At 67.2% G+C, this 21,591-nt stretch carries 21 protein-coding genes; 6 read left to right on the top strand and 15 right to left on the bottom strand.

The features are described 5' to 3' along the window. Window positions 1-2 precede the first annotated feature (2 nt). From KF783_RS00345 to KF783_RS00335, 3 genes are read right to left on the bottom strand one after another with little or no spacing between them, the layout of a single operon-like run. Complete coding sequence (locus KF783_RS00345; RefSeq protein ID WP_294075903.1) at window positions 3-1,049, bottom strand: homocysteine S-methyltransferase family protein; 1,047 nt, start codon at window positions 1,047-1,049, stop codon at window positions 3-5. Beyond that, window positions 1,046-1,963 (bottom strand): methylenetetrahydrofolate reductase, encoded by a 918-nt coding sequence (metF, locus tag KF783_RS00340; RefSeq protein ID WP_294075902.1) that lies wholly within the window; start codon window positions 1,961-1,963, stop codon window positions 1,046-1,048. Before metF ends, KF783_RS00345 begins: the two co-directional genes overlap by 4 nt. Beyond that, on the bottom strand, window positions 1,960-2,919 hold the full coding sequence (locus tag KF783_RS00335; protein ID WP_294075901.1) for a metalloregulator ArsR/SmtB family transcription factor: 960 nt from the start codon (window positions 2,917-2,919) through the stop codon (window positions 1,960-1,962). Before KF783_RS00335 ends, metF begins: the two co-directional genes overlap by 4 nt. A 236-nt stretch (window positions 2,920-3,155) precedes the next feature. Between KF783_RS00335 and KF783_RS00330 the strand changes: the two genes are divergently transcribed. The 3 genes from KF783_RS00330 to KF783_RS00320 are packed head-to-tail and all read left to right on the top strand — an operon-like array spanning window position 3,156 to window position 4,642. Then, a complete protein-coding gene (locus KF783_RS00330) occupies window positions 3,156-3,431 on the top strand; it encodes a hypothetical protein (RefSeq protein ID WP_294075900.1) in 276 nt (91 codons plus the stop codon). Between the two features lie 53 nt (window positions 3,432-3,484). Next, window positions 3,485-3,703, top strand: coding sequence for a hypothetical protein (locus KF783_RS00325; protein WP_294075899.1), 219 nt, complete (start codon window positions 3,485-3,487; stop codon window positions 3,701-3,703). 3 nt (window positions 3,704-3,706) lie between these two features. After that, window positions 3,707-4,642 (top strand): aldo/keto reductase, encoded by a 936-nt coding sequence (locus KF783_RS00320; RefSeq protein WP_294075898.1) that lies wholly within the window; start codon window positions 3,707-3,709, stop codon window positions 4,640-4,642. 36 nt (window positions 4,643-4,678) lie between these two features. Here KF783_RS00320 and KF783_RS00315 read toward each other — a convergent pair whose 3' ends face one another. From KF783_RS00315 to KF783_RS00305, 3 genes are all read right to left on the bottom strand, one after another. After that, window positions 4,679-5,308, bottom strand: coding sequence for a response regulator transcription factor (locus KF783_RS00315; protein WP_294075897.1), 630 nt, complete (start codon window positions 5,306-5,308; stop codon window positions 4,679-4,681). Next, on the bottom strand, window positions 5,305-6,948 hold the full coding sequence (locus tag KF783_RS00310) for an ATP-binding protein (RefSeq protein WP_294075896.1): 1,644 nt from the start codon (window positions 6,946-6,948) through the stop codon (window positions 5,305-5,307). The genes KF783_RS00315 and KF783_RS00310 overlap by 4 nt, the downstream gene beginning before the upstream one ends. A gap of 253 nt (window positions 6,949-7,201) precedes the next feature. Further along, window positions 7,202-8,185 carry an aldo/keto reductase gene (locus KF783_RS00305; RefSeq protein ID WP_294075895.1) on the bottom strand — a complete coding sequence of 328 codons (984 nt, stop codon included), beginning with the start codon at window positions 8,183-8,185 and terminating at the stop codon, window positions 7,202-7,204. A gap of 185 nt (window positions 8,186-8,370) precedes the next feature. Here KF783_RS00305 and KF783_RS00300 point away from each other — a divergent pair, with 185 nt between their 5' ends. Then, window positions 8,371-8,823, top strand: coding sequence for a MarR family transcriptional regulator (locus KF783_RS00300; protein ID WP_294075894.1), 453 nt, complete (start codon window positions 8,371-8,373; stop codon window positions 8,821-8,823). Window positions 8,824-8,881: 58 nt separating this feature from the next. On the opposite strand, the gene KF783_RS00295 is transcribed toward KF783_RS00300, so the two are convergent. From KF783_RS00295 to KF783_RS00270, 6 genes are all read right to left on the bottom strand, one after another. Next, a complete protein-coding gene (locus KF783_RS00295) occupies window positions 8,882-10,975 on the bottom strand; it encodes an acetate--CoA ligase family protein (protein WP_294075893.1) in 2,094 nt (697 codons plus the stop codon). Between the two features lie 124 nt (window positions 10,976-11,099). Beyond that, window positions 11,100-11,936 (bottom strand): p-hydroxycinnamoyl CoA hydratase/lyase, encoded by an 837-nt coding sequence (locus KF783_RS00290; protein ID WP_294075892.1) that lies wholly within the window; start codon window positions 11,934-11,936, stop codon window positions 11,100-11,102. Window positions 11,937-12,025: 89 nt separating this feature from the next. Further along, window positions 12,026-13,453 carry an aldehyde dehydrogenase gene (locus KF783_RS00285; RefSeq protein ID WP_294075891.1) on the bottom strand — a complete coding sequence of 476 codons (1,428 nt, stop codon included), beginning with the start codon at window positions 13,451-13,453 and terminating at the stop codon, window positions 12,026-12,028. A gap of 136 nt (window positions 13,454-13,589) precedes the next feature. Continuing rightward, window positions 13,590-14,867, bottom strand: coding sequence for an MFS transporter (locus tag KF783_RS00280; RefSeq protein ID WP_294075890.1), 1,278 nt, complete (start codon window positions 14,865-14,867; stop codon window positions 13,590-13,592). 73 nt (window positions 14,868-14,940) lie between these two features. Beyond that, on the bottom strand, window positions 14,941-15,366 hold the full coding sequence (locus tag KF783_RS00275) for a MarR family transcriptional regulator (RefSeq protein ID WP_294075889.1): 426 nt from the start codon (window positions 15,364-15,366) through the stop codon (window positions 14,941-14,943). After that, a complete protein-coding gene (locus tag KF783_RS00270) occupies window positions 15,363-16,385 on the bottom strand; it encodes an aromatic ring-hydroxylating dioxygenase subunit alpha (RefSeq protein WP_294075888.1) in 1,023 nt (340 codons plus the stop codon). The genes KF783_RS00275 and KF783_RS00270 overlap by 4 nt, the downstream gene beginning before the upstream one ends. A gap of 81 nt (window positions 16,386-16,466) precedes the next feature. Between KF783_RS00270 and KF783_RS00265 the strand changes: the two genes are divergently transcribed. After that, entirely contained in the window at window positions 16,467-17,573 is a 1,107-nt protein-coding gene (locus KF783_RS00265) for a 5-methyltetrahydropteroyltriglutamate--homocysteine S-methyltransferase (RefSeq protein ID WP_294075887.1), read from the top strand. Between the two features lie 48 nt (window positions 17,574-17,621). Here the strand turns inward: KF783_RS00265 and KF783_RS00260 are convergent, their stop codons facing one another. The 3 genes from KF783_RS00260 to KF783_RS00250 are packed head-to-tail and all read right to left on the bottom strand — an operon-like array spanning window position 17,622 to window position 20,234. After that, on the bottom strand, window positions 17,622-18,515 hold the full coding sequence (locus KF783_RS00260) for an amidohydrolase family protein (RefSeq protein WP_294075886.1): 894 nt from the start codon (window positions 18,513-18,515) through the stop codon (window positions 17,622-17,624). Next, a complete protein-coding gene (locus tag KF783_RS00255) occupies window positions 18,512-19,567 on the bottom strand; it encodes a 4-oxalomesaconate tautomerase (protein WP_294075885.1) in 1,056 nt (351 codons plus the stop codon). Before KF783_RS00255 ends, KF783_RS00260 begins: the two co-directional genes overlap by 4 nt. Next, the gene (locus tag KF783_RS00250) at window positions 19,560-20,234 is read right to left on the bottom strand and encodes a 4-carboxy-4-hydroxy-2-oxoadipate aldolase/oxaloacetate decarboxylase (RefSeq protein ID WP_294075884.1); all 675 of its coding nucleotides are present in this window, start codon (window positions 20,232-20,234) and stop codon (window positions 19,560-19,562) included. The genes KF783_RS00255 and KF783_RS00250 overlap by 8 nt, the downstream gene beginning before the upstream one ends. Before the next feature lie 116 nt (window positions 20,235-20,350). Here KF783_RS00250 and KF783_RS00245 point away from each other — a divergent pair, with 116 nt between their 5' ends. Beyond that, a complete protein-coding gene (locus KF783_RS00245) occupies window positions 20,351-21,559 on the top strand; it encodes a LysR family transcriptional regulator (protein WP_294075883.1) in 1,209 nt (402 codons plus the stop codon). Window positions 21,560-21,591: the final 32 nt, after the last annotated feature.

Here is a 21,591-nt window from a genome sequence, read left to right as displayed (position 1 = left end):
GTTCAGGCCGCCATCGTGAACGGCTCAAGGCCGGCAAGCCGGGTGCGCACCGCAGGCGTCGGCACCGCGCGCGGGGGGAGGGCCGCTACCGCGTCCGCAATCGCCCGAATATGGGCCGGGGTCGATCCGCAGCAGCCGCCCAGCACATTGACCTGCCCCTGATCCGCCCATTCGCGAACCAGCCCGGCGGTCGTCACCGGCGCCTCGTCATAGGCGCCCAGTTCGTTGGGCAGGCCGGCATTGGGATAGACCATGATGAGCGTGTCGCAGAGCTTGGAAAGCGTCGCGACGTGCGGGCGCAGCTGCTCCGCACCGAACGAGCAGTTGAGGCCGATCGTCACCGGCCTGGCATGCCGCACCGCCGCCCAGAACGCCTCGACCGTGTGGCCCGACAGGTTGCGGCCCGACAGGTCGGTCAGCGTCATCGACAGCATGATCGGCAGGTCGCGGCCCAGCGCCTCGCCCGCTTCGATCGCCGCCATGATCCCCGCCTTGGCGTTGAGCGTGTCGAACACCGTTTCGATCAGGATGAAGTCGACGCCGCCCTCGACCAGCGCGTCGATCTGTTCGCGATACACGTCCTTCAGCGTGTCGAAGTCGATCTCGCGATAGCCGGGATCGTTGACGTCGGGGGAGAGCGACAACGTCTTGTTGGTCGGGCCGAGCGCGCCGGCGACGAAGCGGGGGCGCCCATCCTTTGCCTCGAACTCGTCGGCGATCGACCGGGCGAGCTTCGCGCTCTCGACATTGATCTCGCGCACCAGATGTTCGGCGCCGTAATCGGCCTGGCTGATCCGGTTTGCGGAAAAGGTGTTGGTTTCGGCGATATCGGCGCCCGCCTCGAAATAGGCGCGATGGATGCTTGCCGGCACTTCGGGCTTCGTCAGCGCCAGGATGTCGTTATTGCCCTTCTGGTCATGCGACAGGCCCAGCGTGCCGGCATAGGCGGCCTCGTCCAGCTTCCAGTTCTGGATCTCGGTGCCGAACGCGCCGTCGGTGATCAGGATGCGCCGGGCGGCCTCGGCCAGCAATTTCTCACGTGCGGTCATGCCGCTTTCTCCTTGGCGGGATCGGTGGGGCGCACGCCGAGCAGGTGGCAGATCGCGTAGCTGAGTTCGGCGCGGTTGAGGGTGTAGAAGTGGAACTGGCGCACGCCGCCGGCATAGAGTTTGCGGCACAGTTCCGCCGCCAGCGTCGCGGCGACCAGCTGGCGCGCGGCGGGGCGATCGTCCAGCCCGTCGAACAGGCGCGCCATCCACCCCGGAACGGCGGTGCCGCACATTGCCGACATCTTCTGCACGGCGGCAAAGCTCATCACCGGCATGATGCCGGGAACGATTTCGGCGTCGATGCCCGCCGCCGCCGCATCGTCGCGAAAGCGCAGGAAGGTATCGGGCTCGAAAAAGAATTGCGTGATCGCGCGATTGGCGCCCGCATCGATCTTGCGCCGGAGATTGTCGAGATCGTGCGTCGCGTCGGGCGAATCCGGGTGGCATTCGGGATAGGCGGCGACCGAAATCTCGAACGGATGCAGCCGCCGCAGACCGGCGACCAACGCGGCGGCATTTTCATAGCCGCCCGGATGCGTCGCATATTTCGCGCCGGCGGTCGGCGGATCGCCGCGCAGCGCGACGATGTGGCGCACGCCGGCCGCCCAATATTCGTTCGCGACCGCGTCGATCTCCTCGCGCGTCGCCTCGACACAGGTCAGATGCGCGGCAGCGGCGATCGGCGTTTCGCGGGCGATCCGCGCGACGGTGTTATGCGTCCGCTCCCGGGTGGATCCGCCCGCGCCATAGGTCACCGAAACGAAGCGCGGACCCAGCGGCGAGAGCGTCTGGATCGACTCCCACAGCGTCTCTTCCATCTTCTCCGTCTTGGGCGGGAAGAATTCGAAGCTCACATCGATATCGCCCGCCACGTCCGCGAACAGCGGTGCCTGCGGGTCCAGAACCAGATTCATGCTGCTTTCACCTTGCCCAGTTTCTCCCCGGCCTTTCGGCCGAGCCATAGTTTCACGGTCAGTTCGCCGCCCAGCAGCGTTTCGGTGCGCACCGGCGCGAGATGCGCCGCGTCGAACCATCCAAGCATCTGTTCGTCGGAAAAGCCGAGCCGCGCATGGCCTTCGCGCAGGCGCAGCTCCTCGCGGTCATGCGGCGCGAAATCGGCGATGAGCAGCCGTCCGCCGGCGCCGAGCACCCGCGCCGCCTCGCGGATCGCGGCGCCGGGCTGCTGCGCGAAATGGAGCACGTGATGCAGGATCGCGGCATCGGCTTCGCCGTCCGCCATCGGCAGCGCGTATAGATCGGCCTGGCGCAATTCGGTATTGCCCAACCCCTGTTCGGACAGCTTCGCGCGGGCGAGGCGCAGCATCTCGGACGAACGGTCGATCCCCATCGCCCGGCCGGCGCGTGGCGCGAACAGTTCGAGCATCCGGCCGGTTCCGGTGCCGATGTCGATCAGACGGTCGATCGGCCGGTCGCCCAGCGCGAGCGCCATCGCCGCCTCGACCTGCTCCTCGGCGATATGAAGCGACCGGATCGCATCCCATTCGCCGGCATGGGTTTCGAACCATTCGGCGGCGGCGGCGGCGCGATCGGCGCGGACGGCGGCGAGCCGTGCGCTGTCGGCGACCGCCCAATGATCGGATTCGTTCGCCCCCCATGCATCCATCGCGGCAAGCACGGGCGCAATGCGATCGGGATCGCCCAGCGCGACGAAGACCCAGCTTCCTTCCTTGCGGCGCTCCGCCAGGCCGGCGTCGCACAGAATCTTGACGTGCCGGGAAACGCGGGGCTGGCTCTGGCCCAGTACCTGCGCCAGTTCGCCGACCGAAAGCTCCATCGAGCGCAACAGCGCGACGATGCGCAGCCGCGTCGAATCCGCGAGGGCGCGGAAGCTTTCAAGGGCGATCTTCATGCGGGCGGGCCTAGCAACGATACTCGCTGAAAGATATAAAGATATCTTTATATGGCGTCAACGAAACCGTTCGGGATCGTGTTCGTTGGACAGCGGGAACCGGGGGAAGGCCGGGGGAAGGCCGGGGGAAGGCCGGGGGAAGGGCTGTCGGGCGGCGATTGCCGTCGGCGCGCTCCGACCCTAGACTGGCTCCCGCGCGCGCCGGAACGGGCGCACCGCAACCGATAGGAGATTGCATGAAACGAGTCCTTCTTCCGCTCGCCGCCGTCGCCGCGCTTGGCCTGGCCGCATGCAGCGAAAAGGCGCAGAATGAAACCGCAGAGGCGGCCGAGGCCGTGGGTGCCGATGCCAATGCGACGATGACCGAAGCCGCCAATGACGTCGAATCGGCGACCGACCGCGCGCTGGGTTCCGCAGAGAACGCCATCGACCGTGCCGGTAACGCGATCGATTCGGGCGCGGACAAGGTCGATAATGCCGCCGACGCGGCGGAAACCGAACTCAAGAAATAAGCTCGGCGGAGCCGTCCGGATCCGGGCGGCTCCCCTTTTACCGGATAGACTCGATGCGCGCGATGTTGATGCTTCCGCTGACGCTGTTGCTGCTGACGGCATGCGACGGGACCGACGATTCGACCGGGGTGACGGCGGGGGAGGCCGCGCAACTGAACGCCGCAGCCGATACGCTGGACGTCAACGCGACCGCGCCTGACGCGCAATCGCCCGACCCGCAAACGGACGCCGGCGCCCCGCAACCTGCCCAGACTCCGTCAGCCGAGGAATAAACCATGCGCGCCATCGGCGTTACCGATCTTCACACCCCGCCGATGGTGTTCGGCGGCAACGTCTTTGGCTGGACGGCCGACCGTGAGACCAGCTTTGCGCTGCTTGACCGCTTCGCCGATGCCGGCGGCACGCTGGTCGATACCGCCGACGTCTACTCCGCCTGGGTGGACGGCCATCGCGGCGGCGAATCCGAAACGATCATCGGCGAGTGGATGAAGGCGCGTGGCAAGCGGATCGCTGTCGCGACCAAGGTCGGCATGCTGCCCGGCGAGGGGGGCGAGAAGCTGGCTCCCGCCCGTATCGCGGCGGCGTGCGACGCGTCGCTCCGTCGGCTGGGCGTCGAAACCATCGACCTCTATTATGCGCACAAGGATGACGAGGATGTGCCGCAGGAAGAGGTACTGGCGGCATTCGGCAAGCTGATCGACGCCGGAAAGGTCAGGAATATCGCCGCGTCCAACTTTTCCGCGGCCCGCCTCAAATCCGCGCTCGACATCGCGGCGCGCGACGGGCTGCCGCATTATCGCGCGCTGCAACCCGAATATAATCTGGTGCGCCGCCACCGGTTCGAGGGGGAGCTTCAGGACCTGTGCGTACAGCATAATATCGGAGTGCTGCCCTATTACGGCCTCGCCGCCGGTTTCCTTACCGGCAAATATCGCGACGCATCGGACCTGGAGAAAAGCGTGCGCGGAAGCGATGTACGGGCGCTGCTGGACGGCAAGGGCCGCGATGTGCTCGCGGCGATGGACGCCGTGGCGGCGGAAACCGGCGCCGGCCTGCCGCAGATCGCGCTGGCCTGGCTTCGCGCGCAACCCGGCGTCGTCGCGCCGATCGCCAGCGCGACCAGCGTCGAACAGCTGGACACGCTGATCGGCGGATGGGATCTGACCCTGACTGCCGAACAGCTTGATCGGTTGACGGCCGCCGGCGCGTAAGGGGACGGAGCCGGACGCCGCCTCGCCGGTCGGCCGCTATTCGTCCTCGAAAATGCCGCGTGTGATGAGCGCCAGTTCGATGCGGCTGGTGACGTTCAGCTTGCCATAGATGCGGTGCAGATACAGTTTCACCGTGCCTTCGGTGATCCCGAGGTGCTCGGCGATCTCGCGGTTGCGCTGGCCCTTGGCGATATGCCCCGCGATCTCGCGTTCCCGCCGGCTGAGCGCGGCGAGCGGATCGGCCTCCCGTTCCAGCCGTTCGGTGACCTCGCGCGCGTGCCTGAGCAGGTCCGGGTCGATCGATTGCTCGCCGCCACGCACCCGCTCCAGGCAGGTGATGAGCGATTCCTGCGCCCGGTCCTTGAGCACGATGCCGTTCACCCGCAGCGCCAGTGCGTCGAGCAACAGGCTGTCGGAAAGCTCTGCGGTGAGCAGCACCACCGGACGCGGGTCCGCGCGATCGCGCAGCGTGCGCAGCACCTCGATCCCGTTCATTCCGGGCATGCGCAGATCCAGGATGATGATGTCGATCCGCGCGTCGAGCCGCGCCAGCGCCTCTTCGCCGGTGCTCGCGGTCGTCACGATATCGAACCCGGTGTCGCGAAGCGCGGCTTGCAGGCCGGAAATCATGATCGGATGGTCGTCGGCGATCAGCAGGCGGGTCATGTGGCAAGCTCCACGGGCAGGGAGAAGGCGATACGCGATCCCGTCGAATCGCTCTCGACGCGAATGGTCCCGCCCAGCGCGCGAACGCGCTCCTCCAGCGACCATGGGATCGCCCCGCCCAGCGCGGGATCGAAGCCCGAACCGCTGTCGCTGACGCGGGTGGTGAGCGTGCCGGACGCGTGCGCCATGACGATGCTGATCCGGTCGGCACCGCCATGGCGCACGGCATTGGCGATCGCCTCGCGCAGAAGCTGGTGGATTTCGTGCGCGATCGTCGCGGGGGCCAGAAGGCCGCGTGCGCCTTCGAATTCGAAGCGCACGGGCCACTGGCGCGCCATGCGCGCGATCAGCTCGGCGACCGACCCGTCCAGATCGACGATGCGATCGGCCGGTACATCCGCGCGCATGCGACCCATCAGGCGCCGGAGCGCGCGTTGTTCGGCCGAAAGCTCCGCCTGAAGGTTGCTGACATCCTCATCGACCGGGCGCCCGGCCGCTGCGGCACGCTTCACGCCCTCCAGCCGAAGCGCCGTTCCGGCGAGCAGCTGAACGACGCCGTCGTGCAGATCGCGGGAAAAGGCGAGGCGGGTGCGGGTGGCGGTCCGCTCCTCGTGAAAGCTCATCAGCGACCGGTGTTCGAGCGCGCGCGATACCGTTTCCGCCAGGCGTTCGCCGGCGCGCAGATCATCCGCGCAAAGCCCGGGAACGCCGAAGACGAAAAATCGCCCTTCATACAGTTCGGAACGGACCGGAAAGGACAGGCCGCTCGCAATGGGCATGTCCGCCAGCAGCGGTGCCGCCACCGGCGCCTCCCCTGGACGAAGGCGTCGCGCACGGGTCCCCTCCCGGCGAAGCGCGCGCCGTCGCCCGCTATCGAAGATGAAGAAGGCATTATCGAGTTCCGGCGTCACCGAGGGTTCGATCTCACCGGGGTCGAGCTGTTGTTCGCGATACCCGTCGGCGGTGAGCGTCAACAGCCGCTGCCAGGGTTCGTCGGCTTCGGAATACAGCAAGCGGACGGCCTGAGCGTCGGTGAAGTGGCGCACATGTTCGAGTGCCTCACGCAAGGGCGGCGGGCCGGCCAGGGCGGGGCCGGGGCCAGCCAGTTCGATCTCACCGGTCGGCCGGTCGCCCTGGTTGATGCCGAACCAGATGAGCAGCAGCGGCAGCACCATGAGATTGGTTACGCGGAAGACCACCCGGCTGATTTCCAGGTCGCCGGTCCCCATCACCATGGCGAGCGCGCCCGCACCGAAATAGAGCAGCAGGACCAGCATTCCCGTCACCGCGGTGCCGCGCCATCCCCAGCGGATCATCGCGCTGAGCAGCAGAAAGGTGAAGAAGCTGAAAAAAGGGCTGCTGAACCCCTCGGTCAGCAGGACCGTCAGCGTGAACACCGCGATGTCGATGGCATGCGCGGCAACGCCCGTCGCATGTTCGACCCACCAGTCGCGCCAGGTCAGCGCCAGATAGGCGATCGCCAAAAGCGTGTAGCCCGCGATCAGGTAGAATACGGACTTGCCATAGGCGTCGTCGAACGGCGACGGCAGAAAGGTGATGCAGGCGAGGAACACCGCCGCCAGCGCGAGCCGGCCGAGCGAGATCACGCGACCGGATCGCTGATGATTTGCCTGTCGCATCGCCGATCGTCTCACCGCAGCCGGGAAAACGTCTCGCAGATCGTCATGCGGTGGGCAATCATCGCCGCGCATCTCGCCGGCCGAACCGCTGTTCCCGGACATTTGATGGCTCCGCTGCGACCGCTCATGCGACCGGATTGGCCGGGGACCGGCGCTGGCGGATAAGGTCGCATTGCGTCTGCGCGCTGTAAATATAACGTCGGATAGGTCCCGCGACGATTTTGCCGGGCGAGGCGTCGCCGATCCTCTGGCGCTAGAATTGTTCGGTATCGATTTCCGCCTGGGTCGCCGCCGGATAGCGTGGTCCGGCGATCGCAGCCGGATCGAACAGCCGATCGAGTTCGGCGACGACCTCCGCAGCCAGCGGAGATGGCGGGGTCGCCGCATTCTCCGCAAGGTGCGCAGGGGAGGTGGTGCCGGGAATCGGCAGCACATGCTCCCCGCGCGCCAGCAGCCATCCCAGGCACAGGTGCGCGGGCGTGCGGTCGAGGCCAGCGGCGATCGCCCGGAATTTGGATAAAAGGTTGAGGTTGCGCGCGAAATTTCCGGCTTCGAACCGGGGCATGGCGCGCCGGATGTCGCCGGGTTCCAGCGTGTCGGGACTGTCGATGCCCCCGGCGAGAAATCCGCGCGCGACCGGAGAGAAGGCGACGAGCGCGGTGCCGAGTTCGCGCGTCGTATCGAGGATGCCAAGCTCGGCATTGCGCGACCATAGCGAATATTCGCTCTGGACCGCCGCGATCGGATGGACGGCGTGCGCCCGGCGCAGGGTCGGCGCGGACACTTCGCTCAGGCCGATCGCCAGCACCTTTCCGGCCCGCACCATCTCGCCAAGCGCACCCACCGAGTCCTCGATCGGCACCGATCTGTCCCAGCGGTGGAGATAATAGAGGTCGATGCGATCGGTCCCCAGCCGCTTCAGGCTGGCGTCGATCTGCGCCCGCAACGTGGCGGGACGCCCGTCGATGACCCGCTTTCCATCGACCATCCCCATTCCGCATTTCGAGGCGAGGAAGAATGCGTCACGGCGATGCCCGATCGCCTCGCCGATCAGGGTCTCGTTCTGTCCGTCGCCATACAGGGTCGCGGTGTCGAAATGATCGTAGCCAAGGTCGAGCGCCTGATTGAGCAGGCGAATGGCCGCCGCGCGCGGGGGCGGGGAGCCATAGGCATGGCTGAGCGACATGCAGCCCAGGCCGATGGGGGCGACGCGCGAACATCCCAGCTGTCTTGTCATCATCACTCCCGATCCGCGCTTCGCCGCGCGGCGAACTTCAACATACGCGCCGCCTTAGCGGGATATGCGGCCAGGCGCGACCGTGACGGCGACCGAAAACGGACCGTCGCGAAATGGCGGTGGCGCCGGGCGACCGACGCCGTCGGATTGACGCAGTGCGGAAAAATGTGTCTCTCCATCCGTCCATGGCAGAGGAACATTTTGGGGGCGGCCTGCTCGGCCCGCTCGTCGGCTATCATCTCCGTCGCGCGTCGGGGGCGTTCGCGGCGGATTTCATCGCGACGATGGAGGGGACGGGCATGCGCCAGGTCCTGTTCGCGATCCTGGCGACCGTATCCGACGCGCCGGGGATCAATCAGGGTACGGTGGGACGCATCCTCGGGATCAAGCGGGCGAACATGGTCGCCCTGATCAACGAACTGATCGACGCCAAGCTGGTGACGCGCAAGACCGATCCCGCCGACCGCCGGGCCTTTCTGCTGCACATCACCGCAAAGGGCCGCACGACCCTGGCCGATGCGCTTGCCCGGGTCGCGGCGCATGAGGAAAAGATGCTGGTCGGGTTCACCGAAGCGGAGCGCGAGACGCTGCTCGAGCTGCTCGGCCGGATCGAACGGCGCGAGCCGGAGATTTCCTAGGCGCGCGATACGTGCCGTCCCGGCCTGGACCCAGCGAACCGGGGCGGCCACGCAGATCCTAATCCGCCAGAATAAGCGCATCGAGCGCGATCACGCCGTCGCCGCGCGGGTGGACCACCACCGGGTTCAGGTCGATCTCACGGATCGACGGCGTTCCCACGAGTACGCGACCGAGATCGGCGATCAGCCGCGCCACCGCATCGACGTCGAGCGCGGGTGACCCGCGATAGCCGTCCAGCAGCGCGCCCTGCTTCAGCGCGCGAAGTTCCGCGACGATCGCGTCATGCGTCAGATCGGGCGGAAGCAGCCGGACATCGCGCAGCAGTTCGGCCGTCACGCCGCCGAACCCGACCAGGATGACCGGCCCCCATTCGGGATCGTTGCGCGCGCCGACGATCAGTTCGACGCCGCGTCGGCCCATCGCCTCGACCTGAGCGCCGTCGAGCGCGATCGCCGCGTCATGGGCGGCAACATTCCGATGCAGCGTGACCCATGCGCGTTCCAGCGCCGCCGCGTCGGCGAGGTTGAGGAGTACGCCCCCCGCATCGCTCTTGTGGCTCAGGTCCGCCGACTGCGCCTTGATCGCGACGGGATAGCCGACCCTGGCGGCGATCGCCCTTGCCTCCTCGATCGTCGCGGCGAAGCCGCCGGCGGGGAAGGGGATGCCGATCGGACCGAGCAGTTGCTTCGCGCGATATTCGGGGATCACCCCCGATGGCAGGTCGAGTGACACCGGCGCGGCTCCGGCGCGCGCGAAATCGCGCGCGGCGAGCCGGTTCAGGTGCCGCAACGCGCGAAAGGCGCGGTCGGGCGACGGGAAATACGGCACGCCGATCGCGCGCAGCCCCTCGATATAGGCGGCCGGCACCTCCGCCCCATCGTCGATCCCGGCAAAGATCACCGGCTTTTGCGGGTCGAGCGCCTTCACCGCGTCGATGATCGCCGGAAATTTGCGCGACGCCGTTTCCGGGTCGGTCTGGATGATCCCGAACACCAGCGCGGCGAAATTGTCGTCGGCCAGCAGCGGGATCAGCGTCCGTCGATAGAGATCGGGATCGACCAGCGCCTGCGCGGTCAGGTCCATCGGGTTGGACAGGGGGATGAAATCGGGGATCGCGGCGCGCATCGCCGCCGCCGTCTCACCCGACATTGCCGGCAGCGCGAGGCCGATCGTTTCGGCAAGGTCCAGCGTCAGCGCCTTGAACGCGCCCGATTCGGTCAGCACGGCCGCGCCACCAGCGCCGACCGGCTTCGCGCGCACGGCGATCTCGATCACATCGCCCAGCGCTTCCAGGCTATCGACCAGCACCACGCCGGCGCGCTCGACCTTCGCCTTCATCAACTGCCAGTCACCGGCCATCGCGCCGGTATGGGTCGCCGCGCTTTCACGCGCCGCGCTCGACGTGCCGGGGTGCAGCAGCACGATGGTCTTGCCCGCGGCGCGCGCGCATTCGGCAAGCGCCAGGAAGCGGGCGGGCTTGCGAAACTGTTCGACGATCATCGCGATCGCGGGGGTTGCCGGATCGGCGATCAGATGCGCGACATACTCCTCGACGCCGCTCGCGGCCTCGTTCCCGGTCGAAACCGAAAGGGTGATGCCCAGCCCCCTGGCCATCAACGTCGTTCCCAGCACGACCGCCATCGCGCCGGACTGGCTGACGATGCCGACCGCCGGCTTGCCGGCCAGATCGAGCACCGGCGCCTCGACAAAGGTCAACGGGACGCCGGCGGCGTAATTGACCATGCCCAGGCAGTTCGGGCCTTCCACCACCATGCCGCTTTCCGCCGCGATCCGCGCGACTTCGGCCTGGGCCGCCAGCCCCTCGTCACCGCCCTCCGCGAAGCCGGCCGAAAAGATGATCGCGGCGCCGACACCCCGCTGCGCCAGCGCTCTGACCGCCGCGAGCACGCCCGGGCCGGGAATCGCAAGCACGGCGGCATCAACGCCATCGGGCAGCAGGTCGATCGAGTGCAGGCAGGGGCGGCCGTCGATCGCGTCACGCTTGGGATTGATCAGATGGATCTCGCCGGAAAAGCCGTGCCGCTCAAGATTGCGCAATACCGAATTACCCAGCGCGCCGGGGGTGGGGGAGGCGCCGACGATCGCCACCGATTTGGGCGAGAGGAGGCGGGAGAGATCGGGGGCTGGCATGGCGGTCCCTGACGTTGAACGGGTCGAGATGGCGGCGCGCGCTACCGCCGCCTGACCGGCGCGGCGCTCTGGCCCCGATGGGGAGCGAGCGATCGCCATGTCGGGCGGCGGCGCCGGGTTCGGATCACGCCTTCACGCGATCCTTGTCATAGGCGCCCAGGCCCGGCTTGTAGCTCTTCTCGTCGATGAACTGGCGGATCCCCTCCTTGCGTCCATCATTGTCGAAGCTGTTTGCCGCCTCTTGCGCGCGGACCAGATAATCCTCGGCATCGTCATAGCTCATGACGCCGACCCGCTTCATCGCGTCCTTCGTCGCCTTCAGCGCCACCGGGTTCTTCTTGAGCAGTTCGTTGGCGACCCGGGTCACGCGATCCTTCAGATCGGCGAGCGGCAGCGCCTCGTTGACCAGGCCCCATTCGGCGGCCGTCGCGCCGTCGATATTCTCACCCATCATCGCGTGGTACATCGCCTTGCGGAAGGGCATCAGTTCCTGCGCCACCTTGGTCGCGCCGCCACCGGGCAGGATGCCCCAGTTGATTTCGGAAAGCCCGAACTTGGCTTCTTCGGCGGCAAAGGCGAGGTCGCACGCGAACAGCGGTCCATAGCCGCCGCCGAAGCACCAGCCATTGACCATCGCGATCGTCGGTTTCTGATACCAGCGCAGGCGGCGCCACCAGCCATAGCTTTCCCGCTGCGCCTTGCGGGTGCCGCCCAGCCCCTGGGCCTCGGTCTCGCGGAAATATTCCTTTAGGTCCATGCCGGCCGTCCATGCCGGCCCCTCGCCGGAAAGGACCAGCACGCCGACGTCTGCGCGAAATTCGAGCAGGTCGAGCACTTCCATCATGTCGCGGTTGAGCGTCGGGCTCATCGCATTGCGTTTTTCGGGCCGGTTGAAGCGCACCCAGGCGATGCCGTTTTCGACATCATACGCCACGACGCCGTTGGTGCTCAGTTCGGTCATGCTCTCTCGTTCCTGTTCGGCGCCTGCGCGCCTGGTTCACGATATGAAATCGATGGTGACATGGTCGGGCATTCGCGTGCCGCGACATATCAGATCGGATAGTGGCCGGGCTGGGTTTCGATGGTGATCCAGCGCAGTTCGGTGAAGGCGTCGATGCCCGCCTTGCCGCCGAAGCGGCCATAGCCGGATGCCTTGACCCCACCGAACGGCATCTGCGCCTCGTCATGCACGGTGGGACCGTTGACGTGACAGATGCCCGACCTGATCTGCCGCGCGACGTTCAGGCCGCGCGCGGTGTCGCGGGTGAAGACCGAGGCGGAGAGGCCATATTCGGTATCGTTCGCCAGCTCGATCGCATGGGCTTCATCGCGCGCGCGGATGATGCCGACGACGGGGCCGAAGCTCTCGTCGCGAAACAGCTTCATCTGTGGCGTCACCCTGTCGATGACATGCGCCGGCATCAGCACCCCCTGCGCCTCGCCGCCATTGACCTGCACCGCGCCGCTCGACACCGCGTCGGCGATCAGCGATTTCACATGATCGACGGTCTTCTGATCGACCACCGCACCCAGCGGCGTCTTCCCCTCGCGCGGGTCGCCTACCGCCATGCTGCCGACCTTGGCGGCGAATTTCTCGACAAAGGCGTCGGCGACCGCGTCCACGACGATGATCCGCTCGGTCGACATGCAGATCTGGCCCTGGTTCATGAACGCGCCGAATGCCGCCGCCTTCACCGCCTCGTCCAGGTCCGCATCCTCCAGCACGATCAGCGGCGCCTTGCCCCCCAGTTCGAGCAGCACCGGCTTGAGCTGTGCGGCCGCGCGGGTCGCGATGATCTTGCCGACGGCGGTCGATCCGGTGAAGTTGATGCGGCGCACCTGGGGGTGGTCGATCAGCGTCCCGACGATGTCCGCCGCGTCCTCCGGCGCGTTGGTCACGATGCTGACCGCGCCTTCGGGCAGCCCGGCTTCGGCGAACGCCTCGGCGATCAGGCTGTGTGTCCGCGGGCATTGCTCGCTGGCCTTCAGCACGACGGTATTGCCGCATGCCAGCGGCACCGCGACGGCACGGACGCCCAGGATGATCGGCGCGTTCCACGGCGCGATGCCCAGCATCACGCCCACCGGCTCGCGCAGCGCCATGGCGATGCAGCCCGGTTTGTCGGAGGGGATCACCTCGCCGCCGATCTGGGTGGTCAGCGCCGCCGCCTCGCGCACCATGCCAACCGCCAGCATCAGGTTGAACCGCGCCCAGCCCTCGGTCGCGCCGATCTCGCCCATCATCGCATCGACGAACTGATCGGCCTTGCCCGCCAGCGCGTCGGCCGCCCTGTTCAGCAACGCACGCCGCGCATTGGGACCCAGCGACGACCAGGCGGGAAACGCCGCCGCCGCCGCATCGACCGCCGCATCGGCATCCGCCGGCGTGGCCGCCGCGGCGGTCGTCGCCACCTCACCGGTTACCGGGTTCATGCGGGTGAAGGATTTGCCGGTTGCCGGCGGTGCGATCGTAGCCATGGGCCTCTCCAATTATTGTTATGCAATATAACCTAATATCGATCGACGCAAGCGCTCTTGTCCGCGCCACGGTGCGGCACCGCGCCCGCGTCTTTGAGCGATCCGCCGCCGGCCTGGCTCGAACGGCGGGCTATGCTCAGGCCGTCGCGCCTTGCGCACGCCAGCGCAGCATCCCGGCCAGCGCCACCGCGCCGATGATCGAGCCAAGGCCCATCAGCACCGCGACGCTCTGCAATCCATATCCCGCGGCGAACAGGAATCCGGCCAGCGCCGGCGCCAGCGCGGATCCGCCCCGGCCGACGCCGATCACGAACCCGGTCGCGGTGGCGCGGACCCCGGTCGGGAATGACTGGGCGATCAGCGCATACAGGCCGACCACGCCGGCATTGGTCGCAAAACCCGCCAATGCCGCCACCATCGAGAGCGAGGAGAGATCGGTCTGCGCGCGCCCGAACACGATCACCAGCGCGGTGGAGAGCAGCATCGCCACGATCGTCAGCGCGAGCAGGCGGATCTTTCCGCTCAACAGTCCCAGAAGCACCGAGCCGGTCGCGCCGCCGATGCTCGCCCAGACAAGCACGCCGGCGGCCTCTGGAGGAGGAAACCCCATATCGACCACGATCTTCGGAATCCATTTCAGGATGAAGTAAAAGGTCATGATGTGCGCCAGATACGCCAGCGTCAGCAGGATCGTCGGCCGCAGCAGCGCGGGCGAGAACAGTTCGATCATCGGCACCTTGTCACCGTCGCCAACCTCGACCTCCGGCAGCGCATCGACGGGGGGATGCCCCATCCGCGCCAGCGCGGCATTGATCCGCTTCAGTGCGTCGGGCGGGCGCTTGTGCATCAGGAACGAAACCGATTCGGGCGCGCGCCACAGCACCAGCGGCACGAACAGCAGCGAGCATGCCGCCCCGAACACAAAGATCGCGCGCCAGTCGTATATCGACAACAGCACCGCCGATACCGAACCGCCGACGATGGTGCCGACCGGATAGCCGGCCGCCATCAGCACCACGGCGAGCGAACGATGCCGCGCATTGGCCGCTTCGGCGACGGCGGCATTGGTCGCGGCGAGCATCCCGCCGATTCCCAGCCCGGTCAGGACGCGCCACAGCATCAGCACCGTCACGCCGTTCGCGGTGGCCGCGCCCAGCATGCCGACGGTCATGATCGACAGGCAGGACAGGATCGTCGCGCGTCGCCCGATCCGGTCGGCGATGCCGCCCAGGAACAGCGATCCGATCGCCATGCCCACCAGTTCCATCGAAAGCACGATGCCCAGCGCGGCGCGATCGATGCCCCAGTCTGCGGCGATGCCCGGGGCGGCAAAGCTGATCGACAGCACGTCGAACCCGTCCAGGGCGTTGAGGCCGATCATCGTCGCCACCACGCCCCATTGAAACCGGGACATCGGAGCGCCGTCGATGACTGTGCGCGGATCGGTCGCCATTCCACCCCTCCAGCTTGATTGTTATAGCTGCTAGCTATCCCTGATAGATGCGGGCCAGCATTTCCTCAAGTGCTGCCAGTTCCCGTGCCGAGAACCGGGCCTTCAGCCATGCTTCATGGCTCTGGATCGCCTGTTTCGCGTCGGCCAGCAGGCGCTCGCCCGCTTGCGTCAACCGGAACGCGATCCGCCGCTTGTCGGTCGGCGACGGCTTGCGGGACAGCAGCCCGCGCTTTTCGAGCGCGTGGACCAGCGCCATCGTCGTCGCCCGGTCCATGTCGAGCGCGGTGGCGAGGTCGGTCTGCGCCACGTCGGGGTGATCGCCCGTCAGCCACAATACCGATACCTGTTTCTGGGTCAGGCCAAGTTCGGCGAAATGCTCGGTGAAGTGCCGCTGGACGGCGCCATGCGCGCGGCGCACCCGCAGGCCGAGATTGCGGTCGAGTTCGCCGCGATCGATCACGCGCCTTCCGCCCCGGCAAGCCGCCGGATGATCGCGCGCGCGCGAACGCTGCCCTGATCGATCGAATAGCCGCGCAGCTTCATGTCGGGATTGGCATTCACGCTGCGTTGTTGCGCCTCCAGCACTTCGACATCCTCCTCGAACACCTGACCCTGCTGCGCCTTGAAGCGGGCGGTGAACCCGGCATCCTCGATATCGAAATTGCGCGCCATTCCCCAGAAATAATGGGTCGTCCCCTCAGTTTCCGGGGTCATCGCATCGACCACGAATCCGCGAACCCCCGAATCATGGGTTTCGATCGTGTCGCCGGCCTCGACCGGGGAGACGCCGACATCGATCAGCACCGATGACGGCGGCAGGAAATGGCAGATCTGCCAGCGATCGACCGGCCCGGCGGCGCGGAGCGCGTCGCGCCAGAAGGGCGGGGGCTGGATGCCGGGCATCCACCGGCGCACCCGCACCTCGTCGCCCGCGACGATGGTTTCGATCGGCGCCTGGGTGATCTCGTGCTGGCCGATCGACCCTTGATGCACCCAGGTTTCGTGGCTGAGGTCCATCAGATTGTCGATCACCAGCCGATAGTCGCAGGCGATGTGATTATACCCGCCGTCGAACGTCCATCCCGGCGCGCTGCATGGCCAGAAATCGGGGATCAGGTCGGGATCGGCCCGTGCCGGATCGCCGATCCACACCCAGACGAACCGATGCCGCTCGACCACCGGGTACAGCGTCGCGCACAGCCCCTTCGGCACCGCTTCGGACTTGATCGGCATTTCGCTTGCGTCGCCATCGGGTCCGATCAGCAGGCCGTGATAGCGACAGCGGACCGAGTCGCCTTCCTTGAACCCCATCGACAGCGGCAGCAGCCGGTGGGGACAGGCGTCGCGCATCGCGACGACACTGCGATCCAGCTTGCGGTAGAGCATGACCGGTTCGCCACAGATCGTCCGCGCGATCGGGGTCCGATCGACCTCGGAATCCCATGCGGCGACATACCAGCGATTGTAAATCCAGGTCATTGCCCTCTCCATCATGCTGCGGTATCGCTCCGCGCAATATTTTGTATGTAGTACGTACAAATATCACAAGGAGAGATCAACATGTCCAAGCCGCCGTTCCGCGCCGATCATGTCGGCAGCTTCCTCCGTCCCAAGGCGCTGATCGACGCGCGGACCGCCTATCGTCAGGGCGAGATGGATGCGGCGGCGCTGCGCGATGTGGAGGACGAAGCCATTCGCGGTGTCGTGAAGTTCCAGGAGGATCTGGGGCTTCAGGGGATTACCGACGGCGAGTTTCGCCGCACCTATTTTCACACCGATTTCCTGTTGCAGCTTGACGGCGTCGAAGAGGCGGGGGGAACCCAGGTGAAGTTCCATCAGCATGGTGGAAAGGAACTGGAATATGCCCCGCCGGTGATGAAGATCACCGGCCGGATCGGCCATGCGAAGGACATTCAGCGCGCCGATTATGAATTCCTGGCCAGCTGCACCTCGCGCACGCCCAAGGTGACGATCCCGTCGCCGACGATGCTGCATTTTCGCGGCGGCCGCGAGGCGATCGATGACGCCGCCTATCCCGATCTCGACGATTTCTACAGCGATCTCGCTGCGGCGTACCGGGCCGAGATCAAGAGCCTGGCGGACGCCGGCTGCCGCTATCTTCAGCTCGACGATACCAACCTTGCCTATCTGTGCGACGATACCCAGCGGGAGAATGCGCGGCGTCGCGGGATGGACCCGGACCAGTTGCCGCGCCTGTACGCGCGCATCATCAACGAATCGATTCGGGACCGGCCGGACGACATGGTCGTCTGTGTCCATCTGTGTCGCGGCAATTTCCGCTCAAGCTGGGCGGCCGAGGGCGGGTACGAGCCGGTTGCCGAGGTGCTGTTCAACGAACTCGATATCGACGGCTATTTCCTCGAATATGACGATCCGCGCTCGGGCGATTTCGCGCCGCTGCGCCACCTTCCAAAGGGAAAGACGGTCGTGCTGGGCCTCGTCACCACGAAGCTGGGCCAATTGGAGTCTAAGGATGACGTGAAGCGCCGGATCGAAGAGGCCGCCGGTTACGCGCCGATCGATCAGCTCGCGCTGTCGCCGCAATGCGGCTTTTCCTCGACCGTCCACGGCAATGATATCGAGGTGGAACAGCAGGCGGCGAAGATGCGCCTGGTGATCGATGTGGCCAACGAGGTGTGGGGCTGATCCGGCGCGGGCGCGGCGCTGCCATGGCGCCGCGCCCGCTCGCCCGGGTCAGGCGTGCTCGGGCCAGTAAAGCCGCATCGGATTGTCGACCAGCAGCTTGCGCTGCAATTCGGCACCGGGCGCGATCTGCGGGATGACATCGACCAGCGCGCCGTCGTCGGGCAGCACCGTTTCCATGTTGGGGTGCGGCCAGTCTGACCCCCACAGGACGCGGTCGGAATAGGTTTCGACCAGCGGGCGCACGGCGCGCACGAAATCGGCATAGGGCGGTCCGGCGGGGTCGAGCCGGTCGGGGCAGGTCACCTTTGTCCAGATGTCGTCGCGGCTGTCCAGCAACGCGCGAAACGCCGTCATGTCGGGGCCGTCGGGTCCCTGTCGCACGTCGGGGCGGCCCATGTGATCGATGACGATCGGCACCGGGATCGCGGCGAGAAACGGCTTCATCTCGTCCAGGATATCGGCTTCGAAATAGACGACAACGTGCCAGCCGAGCCGCGCGACGCGATGCGCGACGTCGAGGAACCGGTCCTTGGGCGCGTCGTCCACCAGCCGCTTGAGGAAGTTGAACCGCACGCCGCGGATGCCACCGGCGTGGAGCAGGTCCAGATCCGCGTCAGATATCGCCGGATCGACCACCGCCACGCCCCGGCAGGTTCCGTTCGACCGGGCGATCGCGTCGAGCGTCGCGCGATTGTCGGTCCCGTGGCAACTCGCCTGGACGATGACGTTGCGCGCGAAGCCCAGCCGCTCGCGCAGCGCGAACAGCGCGTCCGGCCCGGCATCCTGCGGCAGATATTTCGCCTTTGGGCTGAACGGGAATTGCGCCTGTGGGCCAAAGACGTGGCAATGCGCGTCGATCGCACCCGGCGGCGGCACGAAATGCGGGCGCGACGGGGTCAGCGTCCAGCTGCGGATGCGCCCGTCCGCGTCGGTGGTGCTCATGCGAAAACCTCTCCGTCCATCAGCTTGCGTGCGGTGCGCAGCATCCCGGCCTCCACCGGCGCGCCGCGCGCGTCCAGCGTCACCACGCATTCGGTCACCCCGGTCGGATGTTCGACCCCCAGCGTCAGCGATCGCCCCTCTGGCAGCTGCGCCAGCGCGGCGGCGGGTGACCCCTCGACCAGGCATGCCGTCGCCACGCTGACCGCGCCGAGCACCCCGATCGATGCATGCACGCGGTGCGGGATCAGCGACCGGACGGCGATCGCGCCGCCATCGCGAGGGCGCGCGACCAGCATCATCTTTGGCACCGACTTTTCGGTCACGTCGCCCAGATTCATCAGCGGCCCCGCCTTCAGCCGGATCGCCTCGACCTTTGCCTTCATCGCCGCGTCGGCGTCCAGCGTGTCGCGATCCTCATAGCCGGTGATGCCCATGTCGCTCGCCGCGATCACGACGCATGGCATGCCATTGTCGATCATCGTCACCGCGACGCCGTCGATGTGATCGACGCCATGTCCGGTGGGCAGCAGCGCGCCGCAGCTCGATCCGGCGGTATCGCGAAAGGCGAGGGGGATCGCCGCCGCCGTTCCCGGCACGCCGCTGATCGCGGCGTCGCCGTCATAGCGGACCTTGCCGCCCGGCGTCCGGACGCGCGCCACCGCGACCTGCCCGGTATTCTCCATGAAGATCGCGACCTGCGTCGCGCCATCCTGTGCCGCGACCAGGCCGCGCTCGATCGCGAACGGGCCGACGCCCGCCAGGATGTTGCCGCAATTCTGCGCATCGGTGACGATCGCCTGATCGACGAAGACCTGAAGGAACAGGTAGTCGACATCGACGCCATCGCGCGCGGAACGGCGCACCACCGCGACCTTGCTGGTCAGCGGATCGGCCCCGCCCATGCCGTCGATCTGACGCGGGTCGGGGGATCCCATGACGCGCAGCAACAGCACGTCGCGCGCGGCGGGATCGGCGGGCAGGTCGTCGGCGAGGAAATAGCCGCCCTTCGACGTTCCGCCCCGCATCCACATACAGCGGATGCCGTCACTCATAGCGCAGCCCCATCGCCTCCAGCCGCGGCCGCATGTCGTAGATGTCGAGGCCCAGTTCACCAGCGGCCAGCCGCTTGCGCTTTGCCTCCTCCGCCGCCTCGCGCTTGCGCGCCGCCTCCAGCACCATGGCGGCATCGGCGCGCTTCACCACGCATACGCCGTCGTCATCCGCCACGACCACGTCGCCCGGTTCGATCGCCGCACCCGCGCACACCACCGGCACGTTGACCGATCCCAGGGTGTTCTTGACCGTCCCCTGTGCGAACACCGCCTTTGACCAGACCGGAAAGCCCATCTGGGTCAGGTCGCGCACGTCGCGCACGCCGGCGTCGATCACCAGGCCCCGGCACCCGCGCGCCATCGCGCTGGTCGCCAGCAGGTCGCCGAAATAGCCGTCCACACAGGGGCTGGTCGGTGCCAGGACCAGGATGTCGCCGGGCCGAAGCTGTTCGATCGCGACATGCACCATCCAGTTGTCGCCCGGCGGTGACGAGATCGTCACGGCGTTTCCGGCGATCCGCGCGCCGGCATAGATGGGACGAAGGGGGTGCGCGAGCAGCCCGATCCGCCCTTGCGCCTCATGCACCGTCGCGACGCCGGCCCCGGCCAGGCCATCGACGATGTCCATCGGCGTGCGATCGATCTTCTGCACGACGCGTGCGGTCATTTGGAGGTCTCCCGTGAGCGAAGCGGCCGGATGGAATGGAGATGTAGCGAAGGCGCCGCCGCGACCCGGTATCTGAAAAGCCGAGATGTCATAAGATTTTGTGATATGTCTTCCAAATGATTCGTCCCTTCGATCTCAATCTCCGGCATTTGCGCGCCCTGGGCCAGGTGATCGCGCAGGGGAGTCTCAATCGCGCGGCGGAGGCGGTGGGGCTGTCGCAGCCGGCGCTGACCCAGGGGCTGGCGAAGCTGGAGCGACAGCTCGGCGTGACGCTGTTCGATCGTCACCCGGATGGCGTGACGCCCAGCGTTGCGGGGACGGCGCTGGCCGACCGGGTCGGGCGCGCGTTCGATCAGCTCGCCGCCGCGTCCCGCCGTTCGGCCCGGCGCGGCACGCGCGGCTTTGCGCGCCCGGAGATGCTGATGACCGCGACCCAGCTCGACGCCTATCTCCATTTCGCCAATGCCCAGGGTTTTGCCGGCGCATCGGCGTCGAGCGGCATGTCGCAGCCCGCCGTGCATCGCGCGGTCCGCGAACTCGAACAGGTCTGTGCGACGCCGCTCGCCGAGCGACGGGGGCGGGGGATGGCGCTGACCCCGGCGGGGCGGGCGCTCGCCCGTGGTGTCCGCCTCGCCGCGAGCGAGATCGCGGCAGGTATCGCCGAGGCGCGCGGTGCGGACGGCGATGGCGGGCGGATTGCGATCGGCGCGATGCCGCTCAGCCGCGCGCTGCTGCTGCCGCACAGCCTCGCGGAGTTTCTTCGCGATGAACCGCGCACGATCGTCGATGTGGTCGAGGGATCGTGGCGCGAACTTGTCGATCCGCTGCTCGACGGCGTCATCGACATCATGGTGGGCGCGCTGCGTGAGGATTGCCCGCCCGGGATCGATCAGCTGCCGCTGTTTACCGACCGGCTTGCCATATTCGGCCGGCGCGGACACCCGCTTGCGGGAACTTCCGTCGATCTCGACACCCTCGCCGCCCAATCCTGGGTGGTCGGTCCGGTCGGCACCCCGCTGCGTGCGCATTGGGAGGCGCTGTTCGCGGGGCGCGCGCCGCCGCCGGTGCCGGTCGAATGCGGATCGGTCATGGTGATCCGGGGTCTGCTGGCGCAGAGCGACCTGCTGACGCTGCTGTCTCCGGACCAGGTGGCGCTGGAGGTGCGGGCGGGTATGCTGGAGGCGATCGGGCCGGATCTGCCCGATGCGGTGCGCACGATCGGTATCAGCACCCGTGCCGGATGGCGCCCCACCCGCGCGCAGTCGCGCATGATCGCGCTGCTGCAACGCGCGTCAGATGAAACCAGAGTTCAGGAAATCGGATAGCATTTGGTACAATCCGATTGGAAGTCGGGCGC

This window comes from Sphingomonas sp., assembly GCF_019635455.1.
Lineage (GTDB): Bacteria > Pseudomonadota > Alphaproteobacteria > Sphingomonadales > Sphingomonadaceae > Sphingomonas.
Note: the sequence above shows the minus strand (reverse complement) of the source record. Positions and strands in the feature narration are given on the sequence as shown.

What these genes read in the sequence shown, in the direction of transcription:
- KF783_RS00325 (WP_294075899.1), top strand. Translation starts at nt 3,485, where the DNA reads ATGCGCGCGATGTTGATGCTTCCGCTGACGCTGTTGCTGCTGACGGCA.
- KF783_RS00290 (WP_294075892.1), bottom strand. Translation starts at nt 11,936, where the DNA reads ATGACCGAACTGAGCACCAACGGCGTCGTGGCGTATGATGTCGAAAAC.
- KF783_RS00260 (WP_294075886.1), bottom strand. Translation starts at nt 18,515, where the DNA reads ATGAGCACCACCGACGCGGACGGGCGCATCCGCAGCTGGACGCTGACC.
- KF783_RS00335 (WP_294075901.1), bottom strand. Translation starts at nt 2,919, where the DNA reads ATGAAGATCGCCCTTGAAAGCTTCCGCGCCCTCGCGGATTCGACGCGG.
- KF783_RS00280 (WP_294075890.1), bottom strand. Translation starts at nt 14,867, where the DNA reads ATGTCCCGGTTTCAATGGGGCGTGGTGGCGACGATGATCGGCCTCAAC.
- KF783_RS00310 (WP_294075896.1), bottom strand. Translation starts at nt 6,948, where the DNA reads ATGCGACAGGCAAATCATCAGCGATCCGGTCGCGTGATCTCGCTCGGC.
- KF783_RS00330 (WP_294075900.1), top strand. Translation starts at nt 3,156, where the DNA reads ATGAAACGAGTCCTTCTTCCGCTCGCCGCCGTCGCCGCGCTTGGCCTG.
- metF (WP_294075902.1), bottom strand. Translation starts at nt 1,963, where the DNA reads ATGAATCTGGTTCTGGACCCGCAGGCACCGCTGTTCGCGGACGTGGCG.
- KF783_RS00300 (WP_294075894.1), top strand. Translation starts at nt 8,371, where the DNA reads ATGGCAGAGGAACATTTTGGGGGCGGCCTGCTCGGCCCGCTCGTCGGC.
- KF783_RS00295 (WP_294075893.1), bottom strand. Translation starts at nt 10,975, where the DNA reads ATGCCAGCCCCCGATCTCTCCCGCCTCCTCTCGCCCAAATCGGTGGCG.
- KF783_RS00285 (WP_294075891.1), bottom strand. Translation starts at nt 13,453, where the DNA reads ATGGCTACGATCGCACCGCCGGCAACCGGCAAATCCTTCACCCGCATG.
- KF783_RS00255 (WP_294075885.1), bottom strand. Translation starts at nt 19,567, where the DNA reads ATGAGTGACGGCATCCGCTGTATGTGGATGCGGGGCGGAACGTCGAAG.
- KF783_RS00305 (WP_294075895.1), bottom strand. Translation starts at nt 8,185, where the DNA reads ATGACAAGACAGCTGGGATGTTCGCGCGTCGCCCCCATCGGCCTGGGC.
- KF783_RS00345 (WP_294075903.1), bottom strand. Translation starts at nt 1,049, where the DNA reads ATGACCGCACGTGAGAAATTGCTGGCCGAGGCCGCCCGGCGCATCCTG.
- KF783_RS00270 (WP_294075888.1), bottom strand. Translation starts at nt 16,385, where the DNA reads ATGACCTGGATTTACAATCGCTGGTATGTCGCCGCATGGGATTCCGAG.
- KF783_RS00265 (WP_294075887.1), top strand. Translation starts at nt 16,467, where the DNA reads ATGTCCAAGCCGCCGTTCCGCGCCGATCATGTCGGCAGCTTCCTCCGT.
- KF783_RS00250 (WP_294075884.1), bottom strand. Translation starts at nt 20,234, where the DNA reads ATGACCGCACGCGTCGTGCAGAAGATCGATCGCACGCCGATGGACATC.
- KF783_RS00245 (WP_294075883.1), top strand. Translation starts at nt 20,351, where the DNA reads ATGATTCGTCCCTTCGATCTCAATCTCCGGCATTTGCGCGCCCTGGGC.
- KF783_RS00320 (WP_294075898.1), top strand. Translation starts at nt 3,707, where the DNA reads ATGCGCGCCATCGGCGTTACCGATCTTCACACCCCGCCGATGGTGTTC.
- KF783_RS00315 (WP_294075897.1), bottom strand. Translation starts at nt 5,308, where the DNA reads ATGACCCGCCTGCTGATCGCCGACGACCATCCGATCATGATTTCCGGC.